Raw genomic sequence first — 20,995 nt, forward strand, 5'->3', positions numbered from 1 at the left:
GAGATGACCGCCTTCACGCTCTACCCCGCCATCGATCTGAAGGGCGGGCGCGTCGTGCGCCTGAAGCGCGGCGACATGGACCAGGCGACCGTCTATGGGGAGGACCCCGCCGCCCAGGCGGCCGTCTTCGCGCGCCAGGGCTTTGCCTGGGTGCATGTGGTCGATCTCGACGGCGCCTTCGCCGGCAAGCCCGCGAATGAGGCGGCCGTGCGCGCCATCCTGGCCGCCGCGCCGATCCCCGTGCAGCTCGGCGGCGGCATCCGCGGCATGGCGACTGTCGAAGCCTGGCTCGCGGCCGGGGTGGCGCGGGTCATCCTGGGCTCGGCCGCGGTGAAGGACCCGGATTTCGCGCGCGCCGCCTGCCGGGCCTTCCCGGGGCGCATCGCCGTCGGCATCGATGCGCGGGGCGGCATGGTGGCGACCGAGGGCTGGGCCGAGACCAGCACCGTCTCCGCCCGCGACCTCGCGCTCGGCTTCGAGGATGCCGGGGCGGCGGCCATCATCTACACCGACATCGACCGCGACGGCATGCTGGGCGGCGTCAACCTGGACGCGACGGTGGCACTGGCCCGCGCCCTGACCACACCGGTCATCGCCTCCGGCGGCGTCGCCTCGATCGCCGATCTCAGGGCGCTGCGCGCGGTGGCGGGCGAGGGGGTCGCCGGCGTCATCATCGGCCGCGCCCTCTATGACGGCCGGATCGACCTAACCGAGGCCCTGGCGCTCGGCTGATCGCCGGATTTTTTCCGGCCACCGCCCTGGAGCACGGCAGGGTCGCCCGAGGCACAACGGTTTCGCCGAATGAACACTTGACCGCGCGAGACTTCGCCGTCATCGCGGAGAAAGTTTGCGCGCGTCCGCGCGCCCACCGACAACCTGGGAAATCATCCGCCATGCTGGCGCTGCGCGTGATCCCCTGCCTCGATGTGAAGGATGGCCGCGTCGTCAAGGGCGTGAACTTCCTGGAACTCCGCGACGCCGGCGATCCGGTGGAGCAGGCGCGCACCTATGATGCCGAGGGGGCGGACGAGATCACCTTCCTCGACATCGCAGCCAGCCACGAGAACCGCGACACCATCCTCGACGTCGTGTCGCGGACGGCGGCGCAGGTCTTCATCCCGCTGACCGTCGGCGGCGGCGTGCGCAGCGTCGAGGATGTGCGCCGCCTGTTGCTGGCCGGCGCCGACAAGGCGTCGATCAACTCCGCCGCGGTCGCCGAGCCGGAGCTGGTGGGCCGCGCCGCGGAAGCCTTCGGCAGCCAGGCGATCGTGGTCGCGATCGATGCCAAGCGCGTGGCGCCCGACCGCTGGGAGGTCTTCACCCATGGCGGGCGGCGGGAGACCGGGATCGACGCGGTCGCCTGGGCGCAACGCATGGAAAGCCTCGGCGCCGGGGAGCTGCTGGTAACATCCATGGACCGCGACGGGACCAAGCAGGGCTTCGACACCGGCCTGCTGCGCGCGATCCGCCGCGTGGTGCGGCTGCCGCTGGTGGCCTCGGGCGGGGTCGGCAGTGCCGATCACTTTGTGGCGGGGGCGGAGGCCGGAGCGACCGGACTGCTCGCCGCCAGCGTTTTTCACTATGGGGAGCTCCGCATCGCGGATGCCAAGGCGGCGCTGGCCGCCGCCGGCCTGCCGGTGCGGCCGTTGCCCGCGAGGTTGAGGGCCGCGTGACATGGCGAAGCTTGTGAAGCAGAAGAACCCGGCGAAGCTCGCCGCGGCGAAGAAGGCCAATGGCAAGAAGCAGGCGGTGAAGAAGCCGGCCGGAAAGAAGCGCAGCGTGCCGCTGCCCGCGGCGCTGGGCCTGCCGCCGGCGCCGGTGCCGAAGCGCATCAAGCGTGTGGAAGGGCGGGTGCTGACGCCGATCGAGGCCCCGGCGGGCATCGATGCCGGCATCCTCGACACGCTCTGGACCACGGTCGAAAGCCGCCGCATCGCGGGCGACGTGACCCAGTCGCATTCCGCGCGGCTGCTGTCGCGGGGCACGCCCAAGGTGGCGCAGAAGCTCGGCGAGGAAGCGGTCGAGTGCGTCATCGAGGCGACGCTCGGCAACCACCGCGGCACCGTGCTGGAATCGGCCGACCTGCTCTATCACCTGATCGTCCTCTGGGTGGATGCCGGTATCCAGCCGGCCGAGATCTGGTCGGAACTGGCGCGGCGCCAGGGGATCAGTGGCATCGCCGAAAAGGCGGCCCGTCCGGCGGGGCTGATGCGAGCGGCGGGGACGCGCAAGCTGCCCTGACGCCGGCGCTTGCCGCCGGGCAAGAAAACCGGTTCTCCTGCGGGACGTGTCGCGATCGACACGGAAAAGGGGGACCATGTCCGGCAGCGACCGCCGACCGATCGCCGCGCGCGGAACGCGCCCGGCCCAGGCCGTCGCCGGCTGGCTGATCCGCCGCGGCGCCTCGGCCGACGGCATCTCCATCGCCGGCATGCTCTGCGCCCTGGCCGCCGGCCTCTGCCTCGCCGGCGTCTGGCTGGCACCGAGCGCCGCGCGGCCGCTCTGGCTGCTGGCGGCGCTGCTGGTGCAGTTGCGGCTGGCCGCCAACCTGCTCGACGGCATGGTGGCGATCGGGCGCGGCATCGCCTCCCCGCGCGGGGAGCTGTTCAACGAGGTGCCGGACCGCATCTCTGACACCGCGATCCTGGTCGGGCTCGGGCTCGCCGCCGGGGGCGATTGGGCGCTCGGCCTCGGCGCCTCGCTCGCCGCCATGGCGACCGCCTATGCGCGCGCCGTGGGACGCGCCGCCGGTGCGCCGAGCGATTTCCGCGGCCCGATGGCGAAGCAGCACCGGATGGCGCTGGTGACAGCGATCGCCCTCTGGTGCGGGCTGACGCCGGCGGGCTGGGTCGGCGCACTGCCGCGCTGGGCGCTGATCGCCATCATCCTGCTCGCGACCCTCACCGCGCTGCGCCGCCTCCTGGGGGCGGCACGGGCGCTGGAAGCGCGCTGATGGCCGGCGAGCCCTTCATCGCGCCGATCGGCGTCATGCTCGCATCGCCCGTCACCATCTGGATCCTGGCCGCGGTCTTCGCGGTGGTGGCGGGCGCGGCGCTGGTGATCGCTGGGCTGTCGCTGACCGGCGCCGCCGCGCCGGCGATGCGGCGGGAGCTGCGGCTGCGCCTGCTCTCCTGGTGCTGGCTGCTGCCATTGATGTTCGGGCCGGTGCTGGCGGGCCGGGTCTGGACGATCGCGGCGGTGACGGCGCTCGGGCTGCTCTGCTTCCGCGAATACGCGCGCGCGACCGGGCTGTTCCGGGACTGGGTCATCATTGGCGCCGTGCTGCTCGGCGTGCTGGCGGTGAACTTCGCGGTGCTCGACCACTGGTACGGGTTCTTCGTGGCGCTCTGGCCGCTGACGGTCGGCGTGATCGCGATCGCATCGATCCCGGTCGACCGGCCGGCCGGCTACATCCAGCGCAGCGCGCTCGGCGTCTTCGGCTACATGCTGTTTGGCGCCGGGCTCGCGCATCTCGGCTACATGGCGAATGATCCGGGTTACCGCCCGATCCTCCTGATGCTGATGGCGACGGTGGCGCTGAGCGACGTCGCCGCCTTCACCTTCGGCAAGCTGATCGGCGGCCCCAAGCTGCTGCCGGCGACCAGCCCGAACAAATCCGTCGCCGGCGCGCTCGGCGCGCTGGCGACGACGACGGCGGTGGTCGCCTTCCTCGCCGCCGCGGTGTTCCAAGGCACCAACATGGACAAGCCGCACTGGCTGGTCTGCTTCGGGCTGATCGTCGGCATCGCGGCGCAGGCGGGCGACCTGATGCTCTCCTCCATCAAGCGGGACATCGGCATCAAGGACATGGGCGTGACCCTGCCCGGCCATGGCGGCGTGCTGGACCGCTTCAACAGCCTGCTGCTGGTCGCGCCGGCTGCCTTCCACTTCATCGGCTACTTCGTCGGCTTCGGCCTGCAGCAGCCGACCCGGCTGATCACCGGCGGATGATGGACTGGCAGCTCAAGCCGGCGCGCGACCTGGGGCTCAGCGGCCGCGACCGGCTGCGCAGCCTGAGCCGGGAGCCGGGGCTGCCTGCCGCCGCCATCGCCTTCCTCTGGCGCCGCTTGCTGCGCGGCTATCTGGCCCTGTTCCATGGGCTGCGGGTGAGCGGGGTGGAGCACCTGCCGCCCCCACCCTTCGTGCTGATCGCCAACCATGCGAGCCATCTGGACGCGCTGACGCTGAGCGCCGTGCTGCGCGGCGCCGCGGCGCGACGGGCCTTCGTGCTGGCGGCGGGCGACACCTTCTTCACCTCGCTGCCCATGGCCGCCTTCGCGGCGCATGCGATCAACGCCCTGCCGATCTGGCGGCGCCGCACCCGCTCCAGCGACCTCACGACGCTCAGGATGCGGCTGCTGGAGGACCGGCTGGTCCTGGTCCTGTTCCCGGAAGGCACCCGCAGCCGCGACGGCGCCATCGCGCGCTTCCAGCCCGGGATCGGCGCGCTGATCGCCGGCACCGCAGTGCCGGTCGTCCCCTGCTGGATCGAAGGCGCCTTCGCCGCCTGGCCGGCGCAGCGCCGCCTGCCGCGCCCTGGGCCGCTCAGCCTGAGGATCGGCGCGCCGCTCCGCTTCGAGACTGCGGAAAACGGCCGCGCGGGCTGGGAGACAGTCGCCACGGCCTGCGAAGCCGCCGTGGGGGACCTCGCCCCAGGCGCGTAGCCTCCCAGGCTGGCGGTCAGGGACGGGGGGCTTGCCCCGCGCCGCCGCCGGGGCATCCTGCACCCCAAAAGCCAAGGAACCCGCCCCATGAGCGTCACCGGCCTGCCGCCCTATGACCCGCAGAACATCTTCGCCCGCATCCTGCGGGGGGAGATCCCCTGCAAACGCGTGCATGAGGATGGCTTCGCGCTCGCCTTTCACGACATCAATCCGCAGGCGCCGGTGCACGTGCTCGTGATTCCGAAGGGTGCCTATGTCTCGGCCGTGGATTTCGGCGCCACCGCCAATGACGCCGAGATCGCCGGCTTCTGGCGCGCCGTCGCGGCGACCGCGAAGGCGCTCGGCCTGGAGGAGGGCGGCTATCGCATCCTGAGCAACATCGGCCCCGATGGTGGCCAGGAAGTGCCGCATTTCCACGTCCATATCTTCGGCGGCAAGCGGCTCGGCCGCATGGTCGCGAAGGAGGCCGCCCCCTGATCCGACATAGGTGAAACCAACGGCACGCGTACTTCCCGCGTGCCGAGCGCCCGCATGGGCGCCGCCGGTAGTCCGGCGAAGCCAAGCCGCGCGGATGCGCGGCGCCCGGCGCCCGGCGCCTGAGGGCAGGTGTATATACCTTGCCGGATCGGCGCCGGGGGCCGACATTCGGTGCATGTCCGAGACCCATCTTGCGGAAGCGCGCGCCGCCCTGGACGCCGCCGGCATCCTGCCCGACGACGAGATCGACATCGCCGGGGTGGCGTTGCAATTCGCCCGCATCGACGCACCGGAGCTCGACTGGCGCAGCGCCGCCATGGACCTGTCGGTGCTGGCGCGGGAAGCGGTCCAAGCCGCGGCCGCAGCGCCGGAGGCCGATGCCGGCGACCTGGAGGCGCGGCGCGGCGTGCTGGCCCAGGTGCTGCGCGACTTCGCCGGCGACACCGAACATTATGACGACCTGGCCAATGCCAACCTGATCCGGGTGCTGGAGCGGCGGCGCGGGCTGCCGGTGGCGCTCGGCATCCTCTGGCTGCACGCCGCGGAGGCGGCGGGCTGGCCGGCGCACGGCGTGGATTTCCCCGGCCATTTCCTGGTGGCGCTGGAAGGGCCGCGCGGGCAGCTCATGGTCGACGTCTTCGCGGGCGGGGCCGCAATGACGGCGCGCGATCTCCGCGCCCTCATCAAGCGGTTCGAGGGCGAGGCGGCGGAGCTGCGCCCCGGCCTCCTGGCGCCCATGGGCCGGCGGGCGGTGTTGCTGCGGCTGCAGAACAACATCAAGCTGCGGCGGCAGCAGGCGGACGACCTGGAAGGGGCGCTGACCTGCGCCGAGGACATGCTGCGCCTGGCGCCGGAGCAGGCGCTGCTGTGGCGGGAGGCCGGGCTGATGAACCAGCGGCTGGAGCGGATCGGCGCGGCGCTGGCGGCGCTGGAGCGGTTCCTGGAATTGCAGCCGGACGGCGCCGTGGCATCCCGGGTGCGCGCCGCCATCACCGAGCTGCGCCAGCGGCTGAACTGAGAGACCGTTAGGAAACGGCGGCGGGTCGGTCTGGCGGGTCTTTCCGCCCCGGGGCGCGCCAGCTTCCTCGCCGATGCAACCAGCATCGGCTGCGTCAGCCGCCAGGCCCGGGACGAAAAATCCCTCGCCACACCTCCGCTGCCGCCATTTCCTAACGGTCTCTGAGCGGGGAAAGGCCCCGAATTTCCCCCTGGCCGCGGCGACGGGGCGGTGGCAGAGCAGCGAAAGCTTCGTTGATAGCGTGATTCAGACTTTTCGGCGGACGCGCCTCAAGTCATCACGCTCTAGCCACAGAGGGCAAGCACCAGATGGGCAAGAGCCTCCGCGTCGCGGTCCAGATGGACCCGATCCACAGCGTCAACATCAATGCCGACAGCACCTTCGCCCTGATGCTGGAGGCACAGGGCCGCGGCCACGCCATGTGGCACTACCATCCGAAGGACCTGGCCTTCGCCGCCGGCCGCCTGACCGCGCGCGCCCAGCCGGTGACGGTGCGCCGGGAGGAGGGCCGGCACGCGACGCTCGGCCCGGACGAGGAGCTCGACCTCGGCGCCATGGACGTGGTGCTGATGCGCCAGGACCCGCCCTTCGACATGGCCTACATTACGGCCACCCACATGCTGGAGCACATCCACCCGAAGACCCTGGTGGTGAACGACCCGGCGAGCGTGCGCAACGCGCCCGAGAAGCTCTTCGTCCTGAAATTCCCCGAGCTGATGCCGGAGACGCTGGTCACCGCCGACCGCCGCCGCATCGCGGCCTTCCGGGAGCAGCATGGCGACATCATCATCAAGCCGCTGTTCGGCAATGGCGGGGCCGGCGTCTTCCACCTGCGCCCGGACGATCCCAACATGGCGGCCTTGATCGAGATGTTCACCGAACGCTCGCGGGAGCCGCTGATGGTGCAGCGCTACGTCCCGGCGGTGCGGGAAGGGGACAAGCGCATCATCCTGGTCGACGGCATCGCCATGGGGGCCATCAACCGCGTGCCCGCCAAGGGCGAAGCCCGCAGCAACATGCATGTCGGCGGCACGCCCACGCAGACCACGCTCACCGCGCGGGAGCAGGAGATCTGCGCCGCCATTGGACCCGAGCTGAAGGCGCGCGGCATGATCTTCGTCGGCATCGACGTGATCGGCGGCTACCTGACCGAGATCAACGTCACCAGCCCGACCGGGCTGCAGGAGATCGCCCGCTTCGATGGGGTGCAGCTGGAACAGGCGATCTGGGACGCGATCGAGGCGAAATGCTGAGGGCGCGCCCGGAAGGGGCTTTGCCCATCCCGGACCTGCCTCACTTTGGCTCTAGAATGATCGGGGTACAGGGCCCCCAGGGCTCCTGCCGGGTGGGGTCCGGGGAGGGCGGAGCCCTCTTCGGGGGGACGGCTCTCGCTTTTTGCCTCGGGAGCGACTATATGCTGCGCCGCAACAGCATAACCATCGCCGCACCCCACGGGGGCCGGCCCGTTCCCGATCGGGGGACGGGGGGCCTCCGTTGAGCCATAGGGGGTCCGGCCAGGCCCGGAAGCTTGCGACCATGGAACTCCGCAACGTCGCGATCATCGCGCATGTCGACCACGGCAAGACCACGCTGGTCGACAATCTCCTGAAGCAGGCGGGCGCCTTCCGCGCCAACCAGCAGGTGGCCGAGCGCGCCATGGACCGCAACGACCTGGAGCGGGAGCGGGGCATCACCATCCTCGCCAAGTCGACCGCGGTCGAGTGGAAGGGCGTGAAGATCAACATCGTGGACACCCCCGGCCACGCCGATTTCGGTGGCGAGGTGGAGCGGATCCTGTCCATGGTCGATGGCGCCATCGTGCTCTGCGATGCGGCCGAGGGCCCGCTGCCGCAGACCAAGTTTGTGCTGACCAAGGCGCTGGCGCGCGGCCTGAAGCCGATCGTCGTCATCAACAAGGTGGATCGCCAGGACGCGCGCGCCGACGAAGTGCACAACGAGGTCTTCGACCTGTTCGCAGCCCTCGGTGCGACGGATGAGCAGCTCGACTTCCACACCATGTTCGCCTCCGGCCGCCAGGGCTGGGCGGACATGTCGATGGACGGTCCGCGCAAGGACCTGGCGCCGATGTTCGACCTGATCCTGAGCCATGTGCCGGCGCCGACCGTGGCGCTCGACAAGCCTTTCGCGATGAATGCGAGCATTCTCGAGAGCGACAACTTCCTGGGCCGCATCCTGACCGGCCGCATCGAGCAGGGCACGGCGCGCGTCAACATGCCGGTGCGGGTGCTGCGCCAGGACGGGAGCATCGTCGAGACCGGCCGCCTGACCAAGCTGATGACCTTCTCCGGCCTCGACCGGGTGCCGGTCGACGAGGTGCAGGCGGGCGACATCGTGGCGATCGCGGGCCTGTCCGACGCGACGATCCCGGACACCATCGCAGCACCCGACGTGACGGAGCCGCTGCCGGCGATCCCGGTCGATCCGCCGACCCTTGCCATGACCTTCCGCATCAATGACGGCCCGCTCGGCGGCCGCGAGGGCAAGAAGGTCACCTCCCGCCAGATCCGCGACCGCCTGATGAAGGAGACGGAGGGCAATGTCGCGATCAAGGTGAAGGTCAGCGAGGAGGTGGACGCCTTCGAGGTGGCCGGCCGCGGCGAGTTGCAGCTCGGCGTGCTGATCGAGCAGATGCGCCGCGAAGGCTTCGAGCTGACCATCGGCCGCCCGCGCGTGCTGACTCGGCTGAACGAGGAGACCGGCGAGCGCGAGGAGCCCTTCGAGGAAGTGCTGGTCGATGTCGACGAAGGCTATTCCGGCGTCGTCGTCGAGAAGCTGTCGCTGCGCAAGGGTCAGATGCAGGACATGCGGCCGTCCGGCGGCGGCAAGACGCGCCTGACCTTCCACATCCCGTCGCGCGGCCTGATCGGCTACCATGGCGAGTTCATGACCGACACGCGCGGCACCGGCATGATGAACCGGCTGTTCCTCGGCTATCAGCCCTGGGCGGGGGCGATCGAAGGCCGCCGCAACGGGTCGCTGATCAGCAATGCCGATGGCGAGGCGATCCAGTATGCGCTGTTTTACCTGCAGGAGCGCGGCACGCTCTTCGTCGATCCCGGCGTGAAGGTCTATGAGGGCCTGATCCTCGGCGAGCACAGCCGCGAGAACGACCTTGATGTGAACCCCATCAAGGAGAAGAAGCTCACCAACATCCGCGCCGCCGGCAAGGACGAGGCGCTGCTGCTGACGCCGCCGCGGCGGATGAGCCTGGAGCAGGCGATCGCCTATATCGAGGATGACGAGCTGGTGGAGGTGACGCCGACGGCGATCCGCCTGCGCAAGCGCTACCTCGACCCGCATGAGCGGAAGAAGCACGCCCGGCGCGCGGAAGGCGAGGCGGCGTAAGCCGCGCCGCCGCCAGAGCGTGATGACTTGAGGCGGAATCGCCGAAAAGTCTGAATCACGCGATCAGACAAAGGGCTGGAACATGATGCGTGAGCGCTTGCGAACGCATGTTCCAAGCCTGAGCGGGATGGTGATGCGGCCGGGCAGCGATGCCCGGCCGCTTGCGTTTTCAGAACCGGAACAGCGCGGCGATCAGGCCGACCAGCACGAAGATCACGATCGCGATCAGGAAGACCACGATGGTGAAGACCGTCGCCTTCTCCTGCGGCACGCGCACCACCGCGGTGGCGCCGAGATAAAAGAGGTAGATGCTGTAGAGGCCGAGGATGCCGAGGATCGCCAGCAGCGGGATGATCGTGAAGATGCCCGCGAGCCAGGAGGCGGTCGGCGCGTAGGCGGCGAGCTTCATCGCCGGCAACTCTTCCGCGGTGCCGCCGAATTTCGGCGCGATGACCGCGATCAGCTTGCCCAATATGAAGACGCCGACCAGCGCAAGGATGTAGTTGACGATGCTGCTGACCACCATGCCCGGGATCACCGCGGCACCGAGCAGCGGCACGAGGACGAAGAAGGTGACGCCGATGAAGGCCGCGATCACCGGGATCGCTGCCATGATCATCACATAGCCGGTGAAGAGGCTTTTGACGTCGGTGACCTCGGCGGCGATGACCGGCCATTCCTCCTTCGGTTTCAGAATGAGGTTCTTCGCCCTCGAAACGATATCCACCATCCCCGTCATTCCCCTCGCGTTGATTGCCCGGTGCCCCCCGCCGGACAGAATGCCGGCGCCGGCGGCCTGTGCCGCCATCGGAACAACACTGCCCGGGCCGCTCCGCGCCGCGCAAGCGTTGCAAGATAAAAAAATAGCGGTCTGCGGCGGATGTGGCGCCATCTCGCCGGGCCATCGCCGATCTGGCAGGGTCGCACCATGCCCGACACGCCGTTCCGGCCCTCCCTCTGGCGCGACCGCCGCTTCGCCATCCTGCTGGCCCTCGGCTTCTCGGCAGGGCTGCCGCTGCCGCTGGTGGCGGGGCAGGTTCTGCGGCAATGGTTCTCGGAATCGAACCTCTCGCTCGGCGCCATCGGCATGACGACGCTGATCGGGCTGGCCTACGCCAACAAGTTCCTCTGGTCGCCGGCGCTGGACGCGGTGCCGCCGCCGGTCGGGCGGCTCGGGCGGCGGCGTGGCTGGCTGCTGCCGATCCAGGCGGCGCTGCTGCTAGCGATCGCGGCCGTGGGGCTGACCGATCCGCTGACCGGCGCGGCCGCGACCATCGCGATCGCGGTGCTGGTCGCCTTCCTGTCCGCCAGCCAGGACATCGTCATCGACGCGCTGCGCATCGAGATGCTGGAGGAGCGGGAGCAGGCCTATGGCCTGGCGGCCTATGTCTGGGGCTATCGGCTGGCTTTGCTGGCGGCCGGCGCCGGCACGCTGTTCCTGGTGGCACCACTCGGCTGGGGCGGCGCCTATGCGGCGACCGCGCTCCTGATGCTGGTCGGCATGGTCGCGACCCTGCTGGCGCGTGAGCCGGAGGCGCGGACCATGGCGGCGATCGGCTTCGCGGCACGGCTGCGGGCGGCGGTGGTGGAGCCCTTCGCCGACCTCACGCGGCGGCCGCTCTGGCTCGCGATCCTGCTCTTCGTCGGGCTGTTCAAGCTCGGCGAGGCGCTGGCCGGCATCATGACCACGCCCTTCTACCGCTCGCTCGGCTTCACACGGGAGGACGTGGCGACGGTCGCGACCGTGTTCGGCCTCTGCGCGACCTTGGGCGGCGCGCTGGCCGGCGGCTGGCTGGTGGCCCGCATCGGCACCGCGCCGGCGCTGGTGCTGACCGGCCTGACGCAGATGCTCTCCAACCTGATGTATGTGGCGCTGGCCCATGCCGGACATTCGATGCCGATGCTCTGGGCACAGGTGGGCGTCGAGAACTTCACCGACGGGCTCGCGGACGCGGCCTTCGTGACCTACCTGTCCTCGCTGACCAATATCCGCTTCACGGCGACGCAGTATGCGCTGCTGTCCTCGCTCGCGGCGGTGCCGCTGCGCACCCTCGGCGCCTCCTCCGGCTGGATCGCGGAGGCGCTCGGCTGGTCCGACTTCTTCCTGCTGACCACGGCGGCGGCGCTGCCGGCGATGGCGATCATGATCTTCCTGCTGCGGCGCCTGCCGCCCCCCGTTCGAGGACACGCCATCCCGTGACGCATGCCCTGCTCTGGCCGCCGCTGCTGCTCGTTTTCTCCAACGTGCTGATGACCTTCGCCTGGTATGGGCACCTGAAGCAGCCGACCTGGCCGATGTGGATGGCGATCCTGATCTCCTGGGGGATCGCCTTCTTCGAATACTGCTTCGCGGTGCCTGCGAACCGCATCGGCTACGGCGCCTTCTCCGGCCAGCAGCTCAAGGTGATGCAGGAGGTGATCACCCTCGCTGTGTTCGGCGTCTTCTCGGTCTACTACCTCGGCGAGGAAATCCGCTGGAACTTCGTCGCGGCGGGGCTGTGCCTGATCGCCGCGGTGGGCTTCATCTTCATCCCCGGGCGCTGATGCCAATGCGGCGCGATCGCCGGCCCTACAGATCAGCCGCCTTCAGGATCGAGACCCAATCCTGTCGGCCGCCCAGCAGGCGCAGAATCGCGATGTGATCCTTGGCGATCGTGTAGGCGATCAGATGGCCTTGAAACACATGAAGGCGCACGGGAGGCTTGAATTCGCTGCGCTCCCGCGCGAGCGTCGGCATGGCGGCAATCAAATCGAAGACCCGCACCAGCTCGTCGATATGCCTGTCCGCTTGATCGACGGACCAGGTTTCCGCCGAGAACCGCCAGATGTCGTCAAGATCGGCGAGAGCACGCGGAGTAAGTCTATACCGTGCCAGCTTACCGGACGACATGACGCTTGCGCATCCGGAGCTTGAATGCGTCCGCGTCGAAGGGTTTGGGTTCCCCGCTTTCCACTCCCTCGGTGATGGCTGCCTGCAGGGCTGCGATCGCTGCCTTCCGTTCCTGATCCTTGCGGATCAGATCGCGGATATAGTCGCTCGCATTCCCGTAGGAGCCGCCCTCGACCTGGCGCTCGACCCAGGACTTCATCGGTTCGGGGAGGGAGACATTCATCGTGGCCATGGGCATCTCCTTTCGAAGAGCCTAACTCACGCCGGCAATCATTGCCAGAAATTATGGCAATGATTGCCATAACGTTCCCGCCTGCGGCAAGATTCAGATCCCGATCAGCGCCTTCAGATCGGCCTGCGGGCGCGCGCCGAAATGGCTGATGACCTCGGCGGCGGCAATTGAACCCCAGCGGCCGCATTCCTCGACCGGCTTGCCGCGGGTCAGGGCTGCGAGGAAACCCGCCGCATAGGCATCGCCGGCGCCGGTGCTGTCCACCAGCTTGGTCGGCTGCGCGGCGACGGCGACGCGCTTGTCGCTCTCGACGACGACGCTGCCCTTCTCGCTGCGGGTCAGCGCCGCGAAGGACACATCCTTCGCGGCGAGCTCCACCGCCTCCTCGAAGCTCGCGACCTCATAGAGGGCGGTGACCTCGTGCTCGTTGGCGAAGAGGATATCGGCCTCGTTGCGCACGAAGTCGCGAAAGGCGGCGCGGTGGCGGCCGACGCAGAAGGGATCGGACAGGCTGATCGCGACGCGGCGCCCGGCGGCGCGGGCGATGCGCGCGGCACGGTGGAAGGCCGCCTGCGCGGCCGGCGGATCGAAAAGATAGCCTTCGAGATAGGTCACCTTGGCGGCCGCGATCGCGTCCTGATCCAGGTCCTGTTCGCCGAAGGTCACGCAGGCGCCGAGGAAGGTGTTCATGGTGCGCTGACCATCGGGCGTGACCAGGATCAGGCAGCGCGCGGTGGGCGCGCCGCCGACCAGCGGCGCGGTCGGGAAATGCGCGCCGATCGCGGTGATGTCATGGCGGAACACCGCGCCCAGCGGGTCGTCCGCGACCTTGCCGAGATAACCGACCTTGGCGCCAAGGGCCGCCGCGACCGCGCAGCTATTGGCGACCGAGCCGCCGCTGTTCTCCACGCCCGGAGCCATCGCCGCGTAGATGCGCTCGGCACGCTCCGTGTCGATCAGCGCCATCGCGCCCTTGGTCATGCCCTGCGCCGCGAGAAAGGCGTCGTCGGCGCGCGCCAGCACGTCCACGATGGCATTCCCGATGCCGAGGATGTCGAGCGAAAGCGGCGTGGCCATGGCGTACTGCCCTTGTCGGATGGGCCGGGCGTTGCGCATCGGCCTCGGCCGGGATAGGCCGCGACCGGAAGGAAGGCAACCATGACACGCGCGATCCTGCTGGCCTTCGGCCAGCTCGGCGACCCGGAATTTCGGCGACCGGTGATCCTCGGCGCGCTCGGGGCGCTGCTGGCGCTGCTGCTGCTTGCCGGCGGCGCGGGCTACGCCGTCGGCTGGGCGGCCGGCGGGCTGCCCAGCTGGGTCGCCACCCTGCTGCAGGCCTTGGGCGGGCTGCTGACGCTCGGCCTCGCCTGGTGGCTGTTCCTGCCGCTCGCCATCGCGATCGCCGGTGCCTTCGTCGATCCCGTGGCGTCGGCGGTGGAAGCGCGGCACTACCCCGGCCTGTCGCCGGCCCGCGGCGCCAGCCTGGCCGCGCAAGGCTGGTGGACCGTGAAGTTCGGCCTGGGGATGCTGTTGCTGCAGATCCTGCTGCTGCCGCTGGTGATCTTCCTGCCGGGGATCGGCGCCGCCATCGCATTGGCGATCGCCGCGCATGCGATCGGCGTTGGATTGTTCGAAGGCGTGGCGCAGCGGCGCATGGGTGTCGCGGAAGCGCGCGCGGCGCGGCGCGCACGGCGGTGGCAGGTGTGGCTGCTCGGCCTGGCGCTCGCGGCGATCGCGGCCGTGCCGTTCATCAACCTGCTGGTGCCGGTGCTCGGCACAGCCGCCGCGGTGCATCTCCTCCAGGCGCCGGCCGCGCTGGGACAGGATCTTCGCGCGCCGTCGTAACGTCCGCAGGAGTCGCGGCTTTGGCCGTTGTCGGCTTCGCGCAGCACGTGCTAGCCCAAGACCGCCGGCAGCGACGCGCGAACAGGGGCGGTGTCGCAGGCCGATCTCGCTGATCCGCATCCGATGCGCCGCTGCGCGGCCATCGGCCTTCTCTCTGGGGGAACCGCATGTCCATCTTCCGTAGCCGCCGTGACGACACCCCCGGGACCGGGGGCAATGAGCCGGCGCCGACCACGGTGCCCGCCGCCCGCGATCCCGATCTGGCCGTACCGCCCTTCCGTCCGGCCGCCGTGCCCACCGCCAATGCGCCCGTCGCCTCGCTGCGTCCGGCGTCGCCCGCCATGCCGCCGGCACGTCCGGGCGTGCCGGGTGCACCGACCGCGCCGGCCGCCCGCGTGCCGGGTGGGATGGAAGCCAGCGAGCGCCGCACCCTGGTGGTGGGCAAGGGCATCAGCCTGCAGGGCACCGTCTCCGACGCCGAGCGCCTCGTCGTCGAGGGCACCGTCGAGAGCCAGATGATCCAGGCGCAGCAGCTCTTCGTCAGCCATGCCGGCGTGTTCAAGGGCGAGGTGCAGGTGGAGGAGGCGGAGATCGCCGGCACCTTCGACGGCACCATCACCGCCAATGGCAGCCTGGTCATCCGCGCCACCGGCAAGGTGCTGGGCGTCGCCCGCACCAAGCGCCTGTCGGTCGAGGAGGGCGGCCAGCTCTCCGGCCGCATGGAGATGCTGGGCGAGAATGCGTCGCGCCCGAGCTACCCCGCCGGCGCACCCCGCCCGGTCGACGTCGCGGAGGGCTGAGCGGGAAGCCTCCCCCGCGCGGCTCGGCGGGAGGCGCGCCGGGAGCGTCACATGATGGCGCCATCGCGCCTGCTGTCCGTGCTGTTGCTCGCCGCCTGCCAGGTGGGCGGCGAAGGCCCGGTCGACGCCATACCGGCCGCGGCCGAGGCTTCGCCTGCGCACCGCGACCCGGCGCCGCTGGCCGCGGCGCCGGCCCGACCGCCACCATCACCGGCGCCCCCGGCCCCCCGAGCCGCGCGCAATGCCCCGCCGGACACCGCCGCGGGGCTGCTCGGTGCCGATGCTGACGCCGTGATCGGCCTCTTCGGCACGCCGCTGCTGCGGCGGAGTGAAGGCAATGCTGAGATCTGGCTCTATGCCGGGCCGGAATGCCATCTCGACATCGTGTTCTACCCCGGGGAGGATGGCGGCGTGCCGCGCGTGGCCCATGCCGGCGCCCGTGCGGAAGGCGCCGCACCGCGCCGCGAGGCGGAATGCCTCGCCGGCATCGCGCGCCGCCGGGCGTGACGGCACTGGAACCCCCTTCGCATGAATGCCTGGCTCGACGCCTTCGTCCCCTGCTTCGGGCTGCTGGCACTCGGCGCGCTGCTGAAGCGGAGCTTGCTGCCGGATGACCGTGTCTGGGCCGGGATGGAGAAGCTGGTCTTCTGGGTGCTGCTGCCGTCCCTGATCGTCGCTGCCCTGGCGGAGGTCGACCTGGCGACGCTGCCGCTCGGGCCGATGGCGGCCAGCATCTGGGGGGCGCTCGCGATCGGCGCGCTGATCAGCGTCGCCCTGGCACGCGCGATGGGCCAGGGCCCGGCGGCCATGACCTCCGTCCTGCAGGGCGGCATCCGCTTCAACAACCTGATCGGCTTCGCGATCGGCGGCGCCATCTTCGGCGCGGAGGGCCTGGCGCTCGCCGCCGTCGCCACCGGCCTGATCGTCCCCTTCGTGCAGGTCGTCGTCGTCCTCGCCTTCGCCATCGGGCTGGCGCCGGCGGGAGCGGCGCGGGTGCGCCCGCTCGGCGTGCTGCGCCAGGTCGCGAAGAACCCGCTGCTGATCGCCTGCGTGGCGGGCTTCGCCATCGCCGCCCTCGGCGGCCTGCCGCCCGGGGTGAAGCCGATGCTCGGCAGCCTCGGCCGCGCCTCGGTCGCGCTCGGCCTGCTCTGCGTCGGCGCCGCCCTGTCGCTGTCGAGCTTCACGGACCGGCTGCCGGTGCAGGCGGCGACCGGCGTCCTGAAGCTGCTGGTGATGCCGGTGATCACCTTGGGCTTCGCGCTGGCGCTCGGGCTCGATGGGCTGCCGGCGCTGTTCGCGGTGCTGTTCATGGCGCTCCCGACGGCCGCCACCAGCTACGTGATGGCGCGCGCGATGGGCGGCGACGCGCCCCTGATCGCCGCCATCACGACGACCCAGCACATGGCGGCGCTGGTCACGCTGCCGCTGTGGCTGATGCTGCTCGGGAGGTAGGCATGGCCGCGCGACGGCAACTTCTGGCGGGCATGGCGATGCTGGCAGCGCGGCGGGTTGCGGCGCAGGGTGGGTTTCCCGAGCGGCCGCTGCGCTGGCTGGTGGGCTATCCGCCGGGCGGCGCCTCCGACGTCTTCGCGCGGCTGATCGCCGGCCAGATGGCGCCGCTGCTCGGCCAGCCGGTGGTGGTGGAGAACCGGCCGGGCGGCGGCGCGGTGCTGGCGAGCGAGGTCGCGGCGCGGGCAGCACCCGACGGCCATACGCTGCTGCATGTCGACAACGGCATCCTGGTCGCGAACCCGGCGCTCTATGCGCGCCTCCCCTATGATCCGGACCACGATTTCACGGGCATCGGCTTCATCGGACGATTTCCGCTGTTCATCCTGGTGCGGCCCGGGGATGCGGTGCGCGACTTCGCGGGGCTGGTCGCGGCGTCGCGCGCGCGGGCGCCGACCTATGGCACGCCCGGCGTCGCCTCCCCCCACCACCTGGCGATGGAGATGGTGAAGCGGCGCACCGGGCTTGCTGCCGAGCACGTGCCCTATCGCGGCGGACCGCCGGCCATGCAGGACCTGCTGTCGGGCGCCGTCGACCTGGTGGTGATGGATTGCGCGACCGGCCTGCCCTTCCTGCGCGACGGCCAGGCCCGCGCGCTGGCGGTGCTGAGCGAGGCGCCGAGCGCGGAGGCGCCCGCGGTGCCGACGCTGCGGGCGCTCGGGCATGCGGAGGCAGTGGCCTATGGCTGGCAGGGAATGAGCGTGCCGGCGGGCACCCCGGCACCGGCCGTCGCCCGCCTGCACGCGGCGCTGGCGGCAGCGGTCGCGGCGCCGGAGGTGGTGGCGCGCATGGATGCGCTCGGCATCGAGCGCGCCGCCTTCAGCCCGCCCGAATTCCAGGCTTTCGTGGCGCGCGAGGCTGCCACCTGGCGGCCGCTGATTCATGAACTGGGAATCCGACTGGACAGGTAGACCCTGGCGTGCGGGCCATGGTGCGACCACCTGTCATGGCCCGGAAGGAGCATGCAACCATGCGCAAGTCTCTGGCGGCTTTTGCCTTTGTTGTCCTGGTGGCCGGGTCCGCCCTGGCGCAGTCGGATCCGGCGGGAAGCCTGCCGCCGCCGGTCAAGTCGCTGCCCCAGACGCAGGAGGCAAGCTTCGGCGAGCGTGTCGGCGCCACGGCGGACCGCGCCGCATCCGGGGTCGGACGCGCCGCGCGCGCCACCGGCGGCGCCGTCAAGCGCGCGGCACGCTGGACCGGCAACCGGCTGGAGCGTGCCGGCGAATGGACGCGGGACCGCGCGGAGCGGATCGGGCGTTAGAGCGTGATGGCGCTTCAGTGTCCCGCGGGGTGCAGATGCGTGATGGGCAGACCGATCGCCTCCGCGACCAGCGTGCGGTGGCAATGTGCAGGGTCGGCTTCCAGGCAGAGCAGGCAGACCCGCTCGTCCCGGGCACGCGCGGCCAGGCGCGCCAGCGCGTGCTGAGGCTCGTCGCCCGCCAGATGGGCGCCGAAGATCCGGCGCATCTCGGCCGGACGGCCGGCGCGCACGGCTGCGCGGCCGGCGGCGGGGGTGCCGAGCGCCCGTTCATGCACATAGGCGATGCCCGCGGCTTCCACCGCCTCCGACAGCGCGCGCTTGGCGAAGCCGGGCTTGCGGCTATTGGCCAGCGCGCGGACATCGACCAGCGTCGCGATGCCCGCATCCTTCAACACCGCGACCAGGTCAGCGGGGGTCGCGTCCTCATACCCGATGGTATGCACGACCGCCCGTTCACCCATGTCCGGACTACCGGCTGATCGCGGCATGTGCCGCGAGGCAGGCCATGTCCAGCACCTGGTTCACGCCGGCCGAGATCGGCACGATCTGCGCCGGGCGCGACAACCCGAAGAGCAGCGGGCCGATCACCGTCGCGCTGGTGAGCTGCGGCACTGCGCGGGTCAGGATATGGGCGGCGTGCAGCCCCGGCATGACAAGCACATTCGCCGGGCCGGTCAGGCGGCAGAAGGGATAGAGCTGCGACCGCAGCGCCGGATCGAGCGCCACATCCGCCGCCATCTCCCCGTCATGCTCGAAATCGACGCCGGTCTGATCGAGCAGCTTCACCGCGTCGCGCACGCTGCCCGGGATCACGCCCTTCGGGTCGCCGAAGGTCGAGAAGGACAGGAAGGCGACACGCGGCTCCAGCCCCAGGCGGCGCGCCGCGGCGGCCGACTGGCGCGCGATCTCGGCCAGCGTCGCGGCATCCGGCCGTTCATGGATCGCGGTGTCGGCGACCAGCACGGTGCCGGAGCGGCGCGCGATGATCAGCGACAGGCCGAACAGCACGCTGCGCGGCATCGGCTCGATCGCCATGGTGATGTTCTCGAGCGCCGCCGAGTAGCTGCGGGTCGAGCCGGTCACCAGCGCATCCGCGTCACCCATCGCGACCATGCAGGCCGCGAAGACGTTGCGGTCCTGGTTGACCAGGCGCTGGCAGTCGCGGAACAGGAAGCCCTCGCGCTGCTTGCGGGCATAGAGGTAGTCCGCATAGCGGCGGTTGGAGTGCGACAGCCGCGCATTGTGGATCTCGATGCCATCCGGCAGCGGGATGCCGAGGGCGGCCGCCGTCGCGTTCACCCGATCCTCCCGCCCGACCAGCACCGGGGTGCCATAGCCGGCATTGCAGAAGGCGATCGCGGCGCGGATCACCTTCTCCTCCTCACCCTCGGCGAAGACGACGCGCTTCGGATTGGCGCGCACCCGCTCCGCGATCGCTTCCAGCGCGCCGGCGGTGGCATCGAGCCGGGTGGCGAGGTCGCGGGAATAGCGATTCAGGTCGATGATCGGCCGGCGCGCCACGCCGGATTCCATCGCCGCCTTGGCGACGGCCGGCGGCACGCGCGACATCAGGCGCGGGTCGAAGGCGTTCGGGATGATGTATTCGGGCCCGAAGCGCAGCGCGAGCCCGGCGCCGGCGCCGGCCACCTCCTCCGGCACATCCTCCCGCGCGAGCAGCGCAAGCGCGTTGGCGGCGGCGATCTTCATGTGCTCGTTGATGGTGCTGGCCCGCACGTCGAGCGCGCCGCGGAAGATGAAGGGGAAGCCGAGCACGTTGTTGACCTGGTTCGGATAGTCCGACCGGCCGGTCGCGATGATGCAGTCCGGGCGCGCGGCCTTCGCCTCCTCCGGGGTGATCTCGGGGTCGGGGTTGGCCATGGCGAAGATGATCGGGGCATCGGCCATGGCGCGCACCATGTCCTGGGTCAGCGCGCCCTTGGCCGAAAGGCCGAAGAACACGTCCGCCCCTTCCAGCGCCTGCGACAGCGTGCGGGCCGGGGTGTCGACGGCATGCGCCGACTTCCACTGGTTCATCCCCTCGGTGCGGCCGCGATACACGACGCCCTTGGTGTCGCACATCGTGACGTTCTCGGGCCGCATGCCCATTGCCTTCAGGAGCTCGGCGCAGGCGACGGCGGCAGCGCCGGCGCCGTTGATGACGAGCTTCGTCTTCGCGAGGTCGCGGCCGGTCAGGTGCGCCGCGTTGATCAGGCCGGCGGCGGCGACGATCGCGGTGCCGTGCTGGTCGTCATGGAAGACCGGGATATCCAGCAGCTCCCGCAGGCGCTGCTCGATGATGAAGCATTCCGGGGCCTTGATGTCCTCGAGGTTGATGCCGCCGAAGGAGGGCCCGAGGTAGCGCACCGAATTGACGAAAGCGTCCACGTCCTCCGTGTCGAGGCAGAGGTCGATGCCGTCCACGTCGGCGAAGCGCTTGAACAGGGCGACCTTGCCTTCCATCACCGGCTTCGAGGCGAGCGCGCCGAGATTGCCGAGGCCGAGCACCGCGGTGCCGTTGGAGATCACCGCGACGAAATTGCCCTTCGACGTGTAGTCATAGGCGAGGGTCGGGTCGCGATGGATGTGCAGGCAGGGTTCCGCGACGCCGGGGGAATAGGCGAGGCTGAGGTCGCGGGCGGTGGTCAGCGGCTTGGTCAGCCGGATCTCCAGCTTGCCCGGGCGGCCCTCGGCGTGCATCGCCAAGGCCTCCTCCCCGGTGATGCGCGCGGTGCGGCTGTCGGGCGTTGTCAGGTTCTTCGTGTCGTCCATCGCGGCGGCTGCCCCCGGCAATACGGTCATTCGTTGGCTGATGATGGGCCGCGCCGCGGAACCCGGCGAGTCCCTCGCTTCGCAATTGCGGCATGACCGGCTATCTCGATGCGATGGAGCAGAACAGGTCGCAGGATACGCCGCGCGAAGGCCGCGCCCCGATT

The 20,995-nt window shown here is 70.6% G+C and carries 24 protein-coding genes; 18 read left to right on the forward strand and 6 right to left on the reverse strand.

The window, feature by feature from the left end:
- Positions 1 to 3 precede the first annotated feature (3 nt).
- The 10 genes from hisA (at position 4) to typA (ending at position 9,525) form a co-directional block, all read left to right on the forward strand.
- Entirely contained in the window at positions 4 to 732 is a 729-nt protein-coding gene (gene hisA, locus GXW71_RS12035; RefSeq protein WP_211852746.1) for a 1-(5-phosphoribosyl)-5-[(5-phosphoribosylamino)methylideneamino]imidazole-4-carboxamide isomerase, read from the forward strand.
- A gap of 161 nt (positions 733 to 893) precedes the next feature.
- On the forward strand, positions 894 to 1,673 hold the full coding sequence (gene hisF / locus GXW71_RS12040) for an imidazole glycerol phosphate synthase subunit HisF (protein ID WP_211852747.1): 780 nt from the start codon (positions 894 to 896) through the stop codon (positions 1,671 to 1,673).
- A gap of 1 nt (position 1,674) precedes the next feature.
- Positions 1,675 to 2,241 carry a phosphoribosyl-ATP diphosphatase gene (locus GXW71_RS12045; RefSeq protein WP_211852748.1) on the forward strand — a complete coding sequence of 189 codons (567 nt, stop codon included), beginning with the start codon at positions 1,675 to 1,677 and terminating at the stop codon, positions 2,239 to 2,241.
- Positions 2,242 to 2,317: 76 nt separating this feature from the next.
- Positions 2,318 to 2,953 (forward strand): CDP-alcohol phosphatidyltransferase family protein, encoded by a 636-nt coding sequence (locus tag GXW71_RS12050; RefSeq protein ID WP_211852749.1) that lies wholly within the window; start codon positions 2,318 to 2,320, stop codon positions 2,951 to 2,953.
- Positions 2,953 to 3,951 (forward strand): phosphatidate cytidylyltransferase, encoded by a 999-nt coding sequence (locus GXW71_RS12055; protein WP_246526493.1) that lies wholly within the window; start codon positions 2,953 to 2,955, stop codon positions 3,949 to 3,951. Before GXW71_RS12050 ends, GXW71_RS12055 begins: the two co-directional genes overlap by 1 nt.
- Complete coding sequence (locus GXW71_RS12060) at positions 3,948 to 4,664, forward strand: lysophospholipid acyltransferase family protein (protein WP_246526494.1); 717 nt, start codon at positions 3,948 to 3,950, stop codon at positions 4,662 to 4,664. The genes GXW71_RS12055 and GXW71_RS12060 overlap by 4 nt, the downstream gene beginning before the upstream one ends.
- An 87-nt stretch (positions 4,665 to 4,751) precedes the next feature.
- Positions 4,752 to 5,141: a histidine triad nucleotide-binding protein gene (locus GXW71_RS12065; RefSeq protein WP_211852750.1), complete on the forward strand. Its 390-nt coding sequence runs from the start codon at positions 4,752 to 4,754 to the stop codon at positions 5,139 to 5,141.
- Positions 5,142 to 5,316: 175 nt separating this feature from the next.
- Positions 5,317 to 6,159: a SirB1 family protein gene (locus GXW71_RS12070; protein WP_211852751.1), complete on the forward strand. Its 843-nt coding sequence runs from the start codon at positions 5,317 to 5,319 to the stop codon at positions 6,157 to 6,159.
- A gap of 308 nt (positions 6,160 to 6,467) precedes the next feature.
- The gene (gene gshB, locus GXW71_RS12075; protein ID WP_211852752.1) at positions 6,468 to 7,412 is read left to right on the forward strand and encodes a glutathione synthase; all 945 of its coding nucleotides are present in this window, start codon (positions 6,468 to 6,470) and stop codon (positions 7,410 to 7,412) included.
- Positions 7,413 to 7,695: 283 nt separating this feature from the next.
- Positions 7,696 to 9,525, forward strand: a complete 1,830-nt coding sequence (gene typA, locus GXW71_RS12080) for a translational GTPase TypA (protein WP_211852753.1) — start codon at positions 7,696 to 7,698, stop codon at positions 9,523 to 9,525.
- 169 nt (positions 9,526 to 9,694) lie between these two features.
- On the opposite strand, the gene GXW71_RS12085 is transcribed toward typA, so the two are convergent.
- Positions 9,695 to 10,417 (reverse strand): Yip1 family protein, encoded by a 723-nt coding sequence (locus GXW71_RS12085; RefSeq protein ID WP_211852754.1) that lies wholly within the window; start codon positions 10,415 to 10,417, stop codon positions 9,695 to 9,697.
- Positions 10,418 to 10,453: 36 nt separating this feature from the next.
- On the opposite strand from GXW71_RS12085, the gene GXW71_RS12090 reads away from it, so the two are divergent.
- Positions 10,454 to 11,725, forward strand: a complete 1,272-nt coding sequence (locus GXW71_RS12090; RefSeq protein ID WP_211852755.1) for an AmpG family muropeptide MFS transporter — start codon at positions 10,454 to 10,456, stop codon at positions 11,723 to 11,725.
- The gene (locus tag GXW71_RS12095) at positions 11,722 to 12,069 is read left to right on the forward strand and encodes a DMT family protein (RefSeq protein WP_211852756.1); all 348 of its coding nucleotides are present in this window, start codon (positions 11,722 to 11,724) and stop codon (positions 12,067 to 12,069) included. The genes GXW71_RS12090 and GXW71_RS12095 overlap by 4 nt, the downstream gene beginning before the upstream one ends.
- A gap of 25 nt (positions 12,070 to 12,094) precedes the next feature.
- Here the strand turns inward: GXW71_RS12095 and GXW71_RS12100 are convergent, their stop codons facing one another.
- From GXW71_RS12100 to GXW71_RS12110, 3 genes are all read right to left on the reverse strand, one after another.
- On the reverse strand, positions 12,095 to 12,415 hold the full coding sequence (locus GXW71_RS12100) for a type II toxin-antitoxin system RelE/ParE family toxin (RefSeq protein ID WP_211852757.1): 321 nt from the start codon (positions 12,413 to 12,415) through the stop codon (positions 12,095 to 12,097).
- Positions 12,402 to 12,647 (reverse strand): type II toxin-antitoxin system ParD family antitoxin, encoded by a 246-nt coding sequence (locus GXW71_RS12105; protein ID WP_211852758.1) that lies wholly within the window; start codon positions 12,645 to 12,647, stop codon positions 12,402 to 12,404. The genes GXW71_RS12100 and GXW71_RS12105 overlap by 14 nt, the downstream gene beginning before the upstream one ends.
- 93 nt (positions 12,648 to 12,740) lie before the next feature.
- Positions 12,741 to 13,724 carry an adenosine kinase gene (locus GXW71_RS12110; protein ID WP_211852759.1) on the reverse strand — a complete coding sequence of 328 codons (984 nt, stop codon included), beginning with the start codon at positions 13,722 to 13,724 and terminating at the stop codon, positions 12,741 to 12,743.
- An 81-nt stretch (positions 13,725 to 13,805) separates the two neighbouring features.
- Between GXW71_RS12110 and GXW71_RS12115 the strand changes: the two genes are divergently transcribed.
- The 6 genes from GXW71_RS12115 (at position 13,806) to GXW71_RS12140 (ending at position 18,062) form a co-directional block, all read left to right on the forward strand.
- Positions 13,806 to 14,492 (forward strand): EI24 domain-containing protein, encoded by a 687-nt coding sequence (locus tag GXW71_RS12115; RefSeq protein ID WP_211852760.1) that lies wholly within the window; start codon positions 13,806 to 13,808, stop codon positions 14,490 to 14,492.
- A gap of 167 nt (positions 14,493 to 14,659) precedes the next feature.
- A complete protein-coding gene (locus GXW71_RS12120) occupies positions 14,660 to 15,292 on the forward strand; it encodes a bactofilin family protein (RefSeq protein WP_211852761.1) in 633 nt (210 codons plus the stop codon).
- Between the two features lie 51 nt (positions 15,293 to 15,343).
- Positions 15,344 to 15,799 carry a hypothetical protein gene (locus GXW71_RS12125; protein ID WP_211852762.1) on the forward strand — a complete coding sequence of 152 codons (456 nt, stop codon included), beginning with the start codon at positions 15,344 to 15,346 and terminating at the stop codon, positions 15,797 to 15,799.
- Positions 15,800 to 15,820: 21 nt separating this feature from the next.
- Positions 15,821 to 16,744: an AEC family transporter gene (locus GXW71_RS12130; RefSeq protein WP_211852763.1), complete on the forward strand. Its 924-nt coding sequence runs from the start codon at positions 15,821 to 15,823 to the stop codon at positions 16,742 to 16,744.
- A gap of 2 nt (positions 16,745 to 16,746) precedes the next feature.
- Positions 16,747 to 17,712: a Bug family tripartite tricarboxylate transporter substrate binding protein gene (locus tag GXW71_RS12135; protein ID WP_211852764.1), complete on the forward strand. Its 966-nt coding sequence runs from the start codon at positions 16,747 to 16,749 to the stop codon at positions 17,710 to 17,712.
- A 59-nt stretch (positions 17,713 to 17,771) separates the two neighbouring features.
- Positions 17,772 to 18,062: a hypothetical protein gene (locus GXW71_RS12140; RefSeq protein ID WP_211852765.1), complete on the forward strand. Its 291-nt coding sequence runs from the start codon at positions 17,772 to 17,774 to the stop codon at positions 18,060 to 18,062.
- 14 nt (positions 18,063 to 18,076) lie between these two features.
- Here GXW71_RS12140 and GXW71_RS12145 read toward each other — a convergent pair whose 3' ends face one another.
- Together GXW71_RS12145 and GXW71_RS12150 are read right to left on the reverse strand one after the other, a co-directional pair.
- Complete coding sequence (locus GXW71_RS12145; protein WP_211852766.1) at positions 18,077 to 18,523, reverse strand: DUF488 domain-containing protein; 447 nt, start codon at positions 18,521 to 18,523, stop codon at positions 18,077 to 18,079.
- Between the two features lie 7 nt (positions 18,524 to 18,530).
- Positions 18,531 to 20,831, reverse strand: coding sequence for an NADP-dependent malic enzyme (locus tag GXW71_RS12150; protein ID WP_211852767.1), 2,301 nt, complete (start codon positions 20,829 to 20,831; stop codon positions 18,531 to 18,533).
- Between the last annotated feature and the right edge of the window lie 164 nt (positions 20,832 to 20,995).

Source organism: Plastoroseomonas hellenica (genome assembly GCF_018129085.1).
Classification (GTDB): Bacteria; Pseudomonadota; Alphaproteobacteria; order Acetobacterales; family Acetobacteraceae; genus Plastoroseomonas; species Plastoroseomonas hellenica.